The sequence below is a fragment of the Longibacter sp. genome, assembly GCF_051155795.1.
Lineage (GTDB): Bacteria > Bacteroidota > Rhodothermia > Rhodothermales > Salinibacteraceae > Longibacter.
The window spans coordinates 1-8270 of the sequence record NZ_DAXETW010000127.1 but is presented as its reverse complement, the minus strand read 5'-3'; the positions used below and the strand labels follow the sequence as shown (position 1 = coordinate 8270).

At 61.9% G+C, this 8270-nt stretch carries 11 protein-coding genes; 7 read left to right on the top strand and 4 right to left on the bottom strand.

Features of this window, described 5'->3' with window-relative positions; all coding sequences use genetic code 11:
* Nucleotides 1–807: S66 peptidase family protein (locus tag ACFCU0_RS12960; RefSeq protein WP_434974101.1), on the top strand; the 807-nt coding region annotated here is incomplete at its 5' end.
* Between the two features lie 101 nt (nucleotides 808–908).
* Here the strand turns inward: ACFCU0_RS12960 and ACFCU0_RS12955 are convergent.
* On the bottom strand, nucleotides 909–1424 hold the full coding sequence (locus ACFCU0_RS12955) for a BrxA/BrxB family bacilliredoxin (RefSeq protein ID WP_434974100.1): 516 nt from the start codon (nucleotides 1422–1424) through the stop codon (nucleotides 909–911).
* Nucleotides 1425–1775: 351 nt separating this feature from the next.
* On the opposite strand from ACFCU0_RS12955, the gene ACFCU0_RS12950 reads away from it, so the two are divergent.
* From ACFCU0_RS12950 to ACFCU0_RS12935, 4 genes are all read left to right on the top strand, one after another.
* Nucleotides 1776–2345: a C40 family peptidase gene (locus tag ACFCU0_RS12950; RefSeq protein WP_434974099.1), complete on the top strand. Its 570-nt coding sequence runs from the start codon at nucleotides 1776–1778 to the stop codon at nucleotides 2343–2345.
* A gap of 234 nt (nucleotides 2346–2579) precedes the next feature.
* Nucleotides 2580–3059, top strand: a complete 480-nt coding sequence (greA, locus tag ACFCU0_RS12945) for a transcription elongation factor GreA (RefSeq protein ID WP_434974098.1) — start codon at nucleotides 2580–2582, stop codon at nucleotides 3057–3059.
* Between the two features lie 220 nt (nucleotides 3060–3279).
* Nucleotides 3280–4026 carry a monofunctional biosynthetic peptidoglycan transglycosylase gene (gene mtgA / locus ACFCU0_RS12940; protein WP_434974097.1) on the top strand — a complete coding sequence of 249 codons (747 nt, stop codon included), beginning with the start codon at nucleotides 3280–3282 and terminating at the stop codon, nucleotides 4024–4026.
* Between the two features lie 121 nt (nucleotides 4027–4147).
* Nucleotides 4148–5167: a threonine aldolase family protein gene (locus ACFCU0_RS12935; RefSeq protein WP_434974096.1), complete on the top strand. Its 1020-nt coding sequence runs from the start codon at nucleotides 4148–4150 to the stop codon at nucleotides 5165–5167.
* 75 nt (nucleotides 5168–5242) lie between these two features.
* Here ACFCU0_RS12935 and ACFCU0_RS12930 read toward each other — a convergent pair whose 3' ends face one another.
* The 3 genes from ACFCU0_RS12930 to ACFCU0_RS12920 form a co-directional block, all read right to left on the bottom strand.
* The gene (locus ACFCU0_RS12930) at nucleotides 5243–5848 is read right to left on the bottom strand and encodes a pyridoxamine 5'-phosphate oxidase family protein (RefSeq protein ID WP_434974095.1); all 606 of its coding nucleotides are present in this window, start codon (nucleotides 5846–5848) and stop codon (nucleotides 5243–5245) included.
* A gap of 89 nt (nucleotides 5849–5937) precedes the next feature.
* The gene (locus ACFCU0_RS12925; RefSeq protein WP_434974094.1) at nucleotides 5938–6318 is read right to left on the bottom strand and encodes a 2Fe-2S iron-sulfur cluster-binding protein; all 381 of its coding nucleotides are present in this window, start codon (nucleotides 6316–6318) and stop codon (nucleotides 5938–5940) included.
* 545 nt (nucleotides 6319–6863) lie between these two features.
* Nucleotides 6864–7529, bottom strand: coding sequence for a fumarylacetoacetate hydrolase family protein (locus ACFCU0_RS12920; RefSeq protein ID WP_434974093.1), 666 nt, complete (start codon nucleotides 7527–7529; stop codon nucleotides 6864–6866).
* Nucleotides 7530–7659: 130 nt separating this feature from the next.
* Between ACFCU0_RS12920 and rplU the strand changes: the two genes are divergently transcribed.
* Both rplU and rpmA read left to right on the top strand, forming a co-directional pair.
* Nucleotides 7660–8028, top strand: coding sequence for a 50S ribosomal protein L21 (gene rplU / locus ACFCU0_RS12915; protein ID WP_434974092.1), 369 nt, complete (start codon nucleotides 7660–7662; stop codon nucleotides 8026–8028).
* A gap of 48 nt (nucleotides 8029–8076) precedes the next feature.
* Nucleotides 8077–8270, top strand: a 194-nt coding sequence (gene rpmA / locus ACFCU0_RS12910) for a 50S ribosomal protein L27 (RefSeq protein ID WP_434974091.1), incomplete at its 3' end; no start/stop codon positions are given.

Genomic DNA, 8270 nt, shown 5'->3' with positions numbered 1-8270 from the left:
GACGCCCGCGCCGTCATCGCGGCACGCGGCGGGTACGGCTGCATGCGTCTCCTGAACGACCTCCACGTGATCGCGGAAAGCGCGAGCCCGAAGTGGGTTGTCGGCTACAGTGACGTCACAGCACTTCAACTGGCGCTGTATCGACACCTGGGGTGGTGCTCCCTGTCCGCGCCGGTTGTGACCGAATGGGCGACGCTGTCTCCAGCCGCGCCTCCGGCCGACGGCTGGGGCGCCGACGCAGTCCAGGAGGGACCGGCCGGAAGCCGCAACCTGGATGCAGCGGCGTGCTTTCAACGCGTAGCGACCTATGACGAAGCCTCTAAGCTCCCGCTCGCAGAGAACCTCCCCGTGCTCCAAGACGGGTCCAACGGCCGCGGCCCCCTTCTCGGTGGAAACCTCTCGGTTCTGACGCGCCTCATTGGCACGCCCTTCCTTCCCGATCTAACAGGCGCTGTTCTCATTCTGGAGGACGTCGGCGAAGCCCCCTACCGCATCGATCGCATGCTCACCCATCTGGACTTGGCCGGACATCTGGACCGTCTCGCCGGCGTCGTGCTCGGCTCGTTTCAGCCGGGGGACATCCCTGAGCCATCGCTTTCGATACACGAGGTCTTCGCCGCTCACTTTTCGGGGCGGAGCTACCCGGTAGCAACCGGACTGGCCTACGGACACCTGTTACCCCGTCTCACGCTTCCCCTCGGGGCTTCGGCGGAACTGACGGTGGAAGACGATACCGCAAACCTCCGCGTCGAGCTGCATCGGGCCGGCAAAGCAGACAAGGAGCCAGTCGCCAAACCGACGGCCTAAAAAGCGAATGCCCCGCCCGGTGTGGACGAGGCATCGCGGAATCAGGTCACAGGCCCGTTGGCGCGGGACCGCGTAGTTGGCCGAAGCCCCGGGCTCGCAACCTACATGATCGAGCGGAACGACGAAGGAACGTTGTCGCTCTGGGCGCGGCCGGCGTCTGACGGCTGCGACGGGGCGTCGTCGGGGATATCCCCGTCCGTGCAGTAGGTGTCGATCGCCGCGCGAAGGTCACCGGCAATGGCGCTGGCCGTGCGTCCCTCGATGTGCTTGCGCTGGATGACGTAAACCGGGTCGCCGTTTCGGAACAGGGCAATGAACGGGGAGGACGGCGGAATGCCGACGAGGTATTCTCGTGCTCGCTCTGTTGCCTCGAGATCCTGGCCGGCGAACACGGTCGTGTAGGCATCCGGATGGGTATCGCCCTGTTTCACCATGGCGACCGCCGGACGGGCATTGCCCGCAGCGCATCCACACACCGAATTAATGACGAGGACCATCGTGCCCTCGCGCGTTTCGTCAAACGCCTGGTCGACAGCCTCCGCCGTCTTCAACTCTTTGACGCCGAGTTGCGTGAGCTCTTCGCGCATCGGCTGTACCATCTGCTCAGGGTACGGCATAGGTGGGGTCCGGTCGGATGAACAAGTATGGTCGGGGGCCAGAATGTGGCCGGTGTGTACGATACCCGGCGCCCGCGGGGGATGATCCGTTTGTCCCCTTCCGACGGCGGCGCCTGCCCTGCTTTTGCCGATTCCTCAAGGCCCAGCAGGGTCATATGCGATCGTGCGGCCTGGAATTCCTGCCACGTTGGTTCTACCTTAAACAGCCGACCGCAAAATGAATGGTCTCTCCGGATGGGGCAGCATAGCTTTCGCTGCGTGTGTCGCTCGAAAACGCCGAGGCGGTGTTGCGTCGCACCCGCTAAGCGCGGCTTAGCTATCCCATCGACGTCCACCAACCCTTCCCGATTCATGCTGCAGTTTTCGACACCGCGAACGGTTCTTCTGCTCTTGATCGCGGTCGTTCTCGGTACCGGGTGCACATCGACACGCCCGGCACCGGACGCCCCAACGTCGGACCGATCGGCCGCACGAACCGATGCAGGGACAGTAGAGCCCCGTCTACGGGCCGAGGCGCGTCGCTGGGACGGCGTTCCTCATCGCCTCGGCGGCACTGACCGACGCGGTGTAGACTGCTCCGGCCTTACGCAGGCTCTCTACGCCGACGTTCTCGACCTGCGCCTTCCGCGCGACACGCGGCGACAGTCCCGCGTCGGTACGGAGGTTCGACGGTCGGAGTTGCAGCCAGGCGACCTGGTGTTCTTCCGACCGAGCCGGAAGGACCGTCACGTCGGCGTCTATCTTTCAAACGGCGAGTTTGTCCACGCGTCGGCCAGCAGCGGCGTCACGGTCTCATCTCTGGACGACCGGTACTGGGAGCGAACGTGGTGGCAGGCACGACGCGTCCTGCAGGATGCGTCCACGTCCTCTCCCGCCCCCGAGGGGCCTGCCCCCGAAGGACCCGCACGCGGCGGATGGTGATCGTACAACGACGTGAGCGTCACACACCTCTGCATTTTCGGTCGTAAAAATACCGGAACGTGCCGGGCGATGGACAGGAACAATTTTTACCATGGGCCGAATACTACGGTCCGAGTTCGAATTATTACCCCCGCCACCGCCGCTGCCACGACAGGCTGTGGCGTCTTTTTTTACCCGGCGGATCCCGATTCGGACGTCCCTTCTGTCGATGTATTCACGTACGCACGTGCTATTATGACCAAAGACAAACCCGTCTACCTGACCGAGGAGGGTCTGCAAGATCTGAAAGAAGAGCTGCGGTTTTTGAAAACGAAGGAACGCGCACGGATTGCAGACGCCATCGCTGAGGCCCGCGCTAAAGGCGACATCTCGGAAAATGCGGAATATGATGCCGCAAAGGAGGAGCAGGGCAAACTGGAAGCCCGGATTTCTAAGCTCGAAGACACCATCGCCCGGGCTCGGCTCGTCGACGAAAAGACCGTCGATACCAGCAAGGCGTACATTTTGTCCAAGGTCACCGTCGAAAACGTCGACTCCGGCGCGGAGCAGACGTACACGCTCGTCTCCGAACAGGAAGCCGATATTTCCGAAAACAAGATCTCCGTCGATAGCCCGATCGGGAGCGGCCTTCTCGGAAAGGAAGAGGGCGACGTGATCGAAATCGACGTGCCGGCCGGTTCCGTAAAGCTCAAAATCAAGGATATCAATCGCTGAGTAGGAACGGTGCATGTGTCGCCTGTCCGTCCGTACGGACGTCGGTCGGACCCTTTTCCCGGTGGGAATCGTCGTACAGATCGTCGACGACCTTTCACGACTCCAGACCTTGGTGACGGATCCGACCCCACCCCACGACGCCTCGCACTCGCCTGATGACGGGCCGGATGCGGGGCGTTCGTCATACGCGGACGACCCGTCGCCCGCTGCATCCCACGCGATGTCCGAACCAGGCATCGAATCCGGAGATGTTGAGGTGTTCACGCTTACCCCCGCGCTGATGTGCTCCTGGTTGAACACGGCTGTGCGCGGCACGCTGATCGTTTTGATCGGATACTACACCCTCTGTACGCTGCTCCTCGTCTCATATCGATGGGTAGACCCTCCCACGACCGGCGTACAGATCCAGCGGGCCGTATCAGCGTGGTGGACCGGTGACGCATTTGAACGGTCCTACCGACCCGTCTCCCTGGCAGACATCGACGACGATCTCGAACTGGCAGTTGTGTCCGCGGAGGATACGCGATTCTTCCAGCACACGGGCATCGACTGGAAAGCCATCGGCGAAGCGATCGAGGACAACCGGGAACGAGGCCGGTTGTATCGCGGCGGGTCGACGATCACACAGCAGCTGGCGAAGAATCTGTTTCAGACGACGCACAGCTCGCTCATTCGAAAGGGCCTGGAGGTGCCGCTGACGTTCCTCACCGAGCTCGTGTTGTCCAAGGAACGCATTCTCGAGCTCTATCTGAACGTCATCGAATGGGGTCCCGGCGTATTCGGTGCCGAAGCCGCCGCACAGCACCACTACGGCCGCGCCGCGGCTTCGATGACCCGGTGGCACGCAGCCGCACTGGCCGCCTGCATTCCGAATCCGCATGTGCGCACCCCGAGCCGGATGACGCACTATACGCGCACCATCCTCGGACGGATGCGCCAGGTCGAGCGGTTTGAAGCGTACTTCTAATGCCGCCGCCCGCTACGTAGCGCCATAGCATACTGCGTTTGGGCTCGTCCTCAGTTTCTCGGTCGGCGGAGCACCCCGATTGCGCGCAACGCCCCCTTCCATCCTTCCCCTTTTCCTTCCGATGATCGATCTGCGCAGCGACACCGTCACCCGACCGACGCCGCGTATGCGCGACGCCATGGCCCAGGCCAATGTCGGCGACGACGTCTACGGGGAGGACCCGACGGTGAATCGACTGCAGGATGAGTGTGCCACCCTCCTGGGGGTGGACGCTACGCTGTTCGTCCCGAGCGGAACGATGGCAAACCAGATCTGCCTGCACGTGCTGACCGATCCCGGGGATGAGGTCATCCTGGATCGGAGCAGTCACATCTTCAACTACGAGTCCGGCGCGAGCGGCATGATCTCCGGCGTCCAACTCAATCCCATCGACACGGCCGACGGCCGCCTGAAGCCGGCAGACGTAGAGGCAGCCGTTCGGCCGAAGATGTCCGTGTACGCCCGCTCCCGCGTTGTCAGTCTCGAAAACACGGCCAATAAGGCGGGAGGCGTCGTGTATGACCTGGACCGGGTTCACCGAATTGCCGACGTTGTGCACGCCCACGACCTTCGGTTCCACCTGGACGGGGCGCGCCTGTGGAATGCGTCTGTTGCGCTGGACGTGTCCCTGGCCGACCTCATTGCTCCGTTCGACATCGCGTGGCTCGCCTTCTCGAAGGGCCTGGGAGCACCCGTGGGCTCCATCATTGCAGGCCCTGACGATACCATCGAGGCCGCCGGTACTGTGCGCAAACAGCTCGGCGGCGGCATGCGGCAGTCCGGAATCCTGGCCGCAGCAGCCCTCGTGGCGATGGACGGCTACAGGGAGCGCCTCAGACGAGATCACGATAACGCCCGCCGCATCGCCGAGACCGTTGCTGAGCTCGATTCGTTCGAGCTGGACCTTGGACGCGTCCAGACGAACATCGTTATTTTCGATGTCTCCGACGGAACGGTCGAGGAGGTCATCACTCGCCTCGCAGCTCACGATATTCACGTCACACCCTTCGGGCCCCGGACGGTACGAATCACGCTCCATCGCGACGTAGACGACGCGGCAGTCAACGCCACGATCGATGCGCTCCGCACCGAATTCGACTGATCCCCGGTCGACGATACGGCGCGCGAGACGGTTGGGGTACACGAGCCGAAGCCGTTTCGTCGAGTGCGGGTGGAGTCAGGGAACGACCCAGTCGCCTTCAAACGTTTTGCCCGACTCGTTCCAGCGGAACGTAGCCCGCTGGTGATTGCCACGCTGGAGGTGCAGCGCATCGATCTCGTCGATCACCGTGCGAATGACCGCGAAATGCGGTCGGCCGTCAGCGACGTCCTCCCTGATCAGATCCCCAGCATGAAACCCGTCCGGCAATCCGTCGTCAGGCTCGTCAACGACTGTAGCCGGAGCTTCCGGCTTGAGGTAGTGGCCCAGACTTGCCGGCGGCTCACTTTCCCACATACCGTCCGCCACCGGGTCCGTCGTGTGAACCGTTGCCGAGCCGCGCAGCCGGAGCTGCAGCGATCGCTCCGGATTCCAGGCGTGCCAGGCAATCCGATCATTGGATCGGATCTCCGAGACCTTTGACGACCGGCGATCGGAGTGAAATGATAGCGCGCGCGCCTCTCTCTGGACCGCCCGGAGGATCACCGTCCGAAGCTGCGGCTGATCGATACCGGCCGTTCCGAACGTGGGTGTACGGAAGAAGTGTTGGGGATCGTTTGCACCTGCTTCGATCTCTTTCCAAACGAGGTCGAGGACGTCGTCGAGATGGCTCCAGGTCTCCATGTCGGGGGAAGGGTTGCGTCGAGAAAGAGGGCAAATACGGATGGGGCGCCGATACGGCTGGCCGTCGGATAATGCCCATCGCGGCCGGATTAAACGCGGAGCGCCATGTCCTGGGTGACCTCAATCTGGCAGGACAGACGACCGAGGTCGCGCCCGCTCAGGAAGGCGTCGAGCCAGTGCTCTGGATCATCCGCCCCCTCTTCTATCTCTACAGCGCAGGCGGAGCAGTGGCCCTGTCCGTCACAGTTCACGTGCTCGGTCACCCATCCGTGCGGGGACAGATCGTACTCTCGGAGGACCGCTCGAAGCGTTCGGCCATGCTGGACTTCCAATTCGTGCCATTCGCGGCCGTCGTGTACAGCGACGGTATGCGTTGCGTCAGGACCACCGCTTTCGACAGTATCCTTTTCAGCACCTCTGGTTGTTGACGTCACATTCGACAGCGTGTCGCTCTGCCGGGCCGGAGTCATAGCAATGGATCACCGTTTTGCAAAACCATTTATCCAAGTACCTGACCGACGGTCTCCCCCGGTCGTTTCCCGTAGCGGCACAGCGTTTACGAACCCATTACACGGTGGCCTCCGTCGTAACAGGGTGCGTACACGGGGAAGCTGATACCCCCACTTGTAACCATCCAGAGCAGGAGAGGTGCTTTTCTCATTCGCTGGACATGCACGCCACGCGCCCTTCCCCCACCCGGCGGCGACCAGTTCGTTCTCGGGTTGAAAAGGCTGTCTGGCGCCATGCCAACATCTAAGACCTCACCGTCAACGGAGAAAACCGATGATGCATCTGATATCGTCGGACGTAACGACCTTATTTTCGGCGTCGCGAGCAAGTGTAAGAGCACTGGAGAGGTTGACGGTCGGCATCGCGGCCTGATTGTGGCGATCCCGGGCCGCCGTCGTTCTCAGGTCGATGTTCTGGTGCGTCCTGGAAGGCCTGATCTACGTTTGATACGGGAATATATAGGTCTTTACGCCTCGGGCATCCATCGGATGCCTGCGCCTGCGGATCAATCAAGTTCGCGCGACATCCGCACACGGAGGGGTGCACACCCGCTCACACGCGCTTCTGCGACATCGCCATCCTCGACCGGTCCTACGCCGTCCGGCGTGCCCGTGTAGATAAGGTCTCCGGGTTCGAGCGTAAAGATCGTCGATGTATAATGGACCAGGTACGCGACTGAAAAGATCATGTCCGCAGTCCGGCCATTCTGCCGCGTCTCCTCATTCACAGTTACCGAAACCTCCATCTGCTGCGGGTCGCCAACCTGGTCGGCCGGCGTCAGGGGACCGAGCGGTGCGAAGGTGTCGAAGCCCTTCGCAACGGACCACGGATGCCGATTGGCCTTCGCCTTGCTCTGGATATCGCGGGCGGTCATGTCAAGGCCCGCGGCATAGGCGCTTACGTGATGGAGGGCTTCGTCTTCCGGTATATTGCGACCTCCCTTCCCGATCACCGCGACGAGTTCGACTTCGTGATGCACGTCCTTCGACTGTTTCGGAAGCACCACCACCCCGCCAGACCGAACGATCGCCGTGGAAGGTTTCAGAAACACCATCGGCTCGCCCGGAACGTCGCTCTGCATCTCGGCCGCGTGCTTGGCGTAATTCCGACCAATGCACAGGATTTTGCCGACGGGGAGCGTTTCTTTTGAACCGGGAAGGGTGATCTTCATAGGAAACGGATGTGGTAGAAAAGGGGGACAGAAACTTGAGGGACGAGCCTGCGTGTTCTACGACTCGAACAGACACCATTGCTCACTCTCGCGTCGGTAACCAACCCGGCGCTCCAAAGCAGAGCCGCCCATGTACGCTATTGTTGACATCAAAGATAAGCAATTCAAGGTTCGTGAAAATGAGACGGCGTACGTGCCGTTCCATAGCGAACTGGACGCCGGAGACGAAGTCGTTTTCGACCGGGTCCTCCTCGTATCTGATGGGGCCGGAGACGTCTCCATCGGGACGCCCACGGTCGGCGGCGCCGCCGTTCATGCAACCGTCGTGGATCAGGTCAAAGGCGACAAGGTCATCGTCTTCAAAAAGAAACGACGTAAGCGCTATCGCGTTAAGCGTGGGCACCGGCAGCAGTACACGCAGATTCGCATCGATGCCCTGACGTCGGGCGACGGTGCCCCCGCGGAAACCGCTGACGACGCAGACGACGCCGAAGCGTAGACCTACTGCCCCACTCGCATCACCCGAAACTGAAACTGCAGGTTTGTTATGGCACACAAGAAAGGCATGGGGTCGACCAAGAACGGTCGCGACTCCAACCCGAAATATCTCGGCGTAAAAGCGTATGGTGGAGAGTTCGTATCCGCTGGCAGCATCATCGTGCGCCAGCGCGGGACGAAGTTTCACCCCGGCCAGAACGTGGGCAAAGGCGGCGACGACACGCTCTTCGCCAAGGAGACGGG

Coding starts and splice junctions, on each gene's coding strand:
- ACFCU0_RS12955 (WP_434974100.1), bottom strand. CDS start 1,424: ATGCCGTACCCTGAGCAGATGGTACAGCCGATGCGCGAAGAGCTCACG.
- mtgA (WP_434974097.1), top strand. CDS start 3,280: ATGTCCGAACCAGGCATCGAATCCGGAGATGTTGAGGTGTTCACGCTT.
- ACFCU0_RS12920 (WP_434974093.1), bottom strand. CDS start 7,529: ATGAAGATCACCCTTCCCGGTTCAAAAGAAACGCTCCCCGTCGGCAAA.
- greA (WP_434974098.1), top strand. CDS start 2,580: ATGACCAAAGACAAACCCGTCTACCTGACCGAGGAGGGTCTGCAAGAT.
- ACFCU0_RS12935 (WP_434974096.1), top strand. CDS start 4,148: ATGATCGATCTGCGCAGCGACACCGTCACCCGACCGACGCCGCGTATG.
- ACFCU0_RS12930 (WP_434974095.1), bottom strand. CDS start 5,848: ATGGAGACCTGGAGCCATCTCGACGACGTCCTCGACCTCGTTTGGAAA.
- rplU (WP_434974092.1), top strand. CDS start 7,660: ATGTACGCTATTGTTGACATCAAAGATAAGCAATTCAAGGTTCGTGAA.
- ACFCU0_RS12925 (WP_434974094.1), bottom strand. CDS start 6,318: ATGACTCCGGCCCGGCAGAGCGACACGCTGTCGAATGTGACGTCAACA.
- ACFCU0_RS12950 (WP_434974099.1), top strand. CDS start 1,776: ATGCTGCAGTTTTCGACACCGCGAACGGTTCTTCTGCTCTTGATCGCG.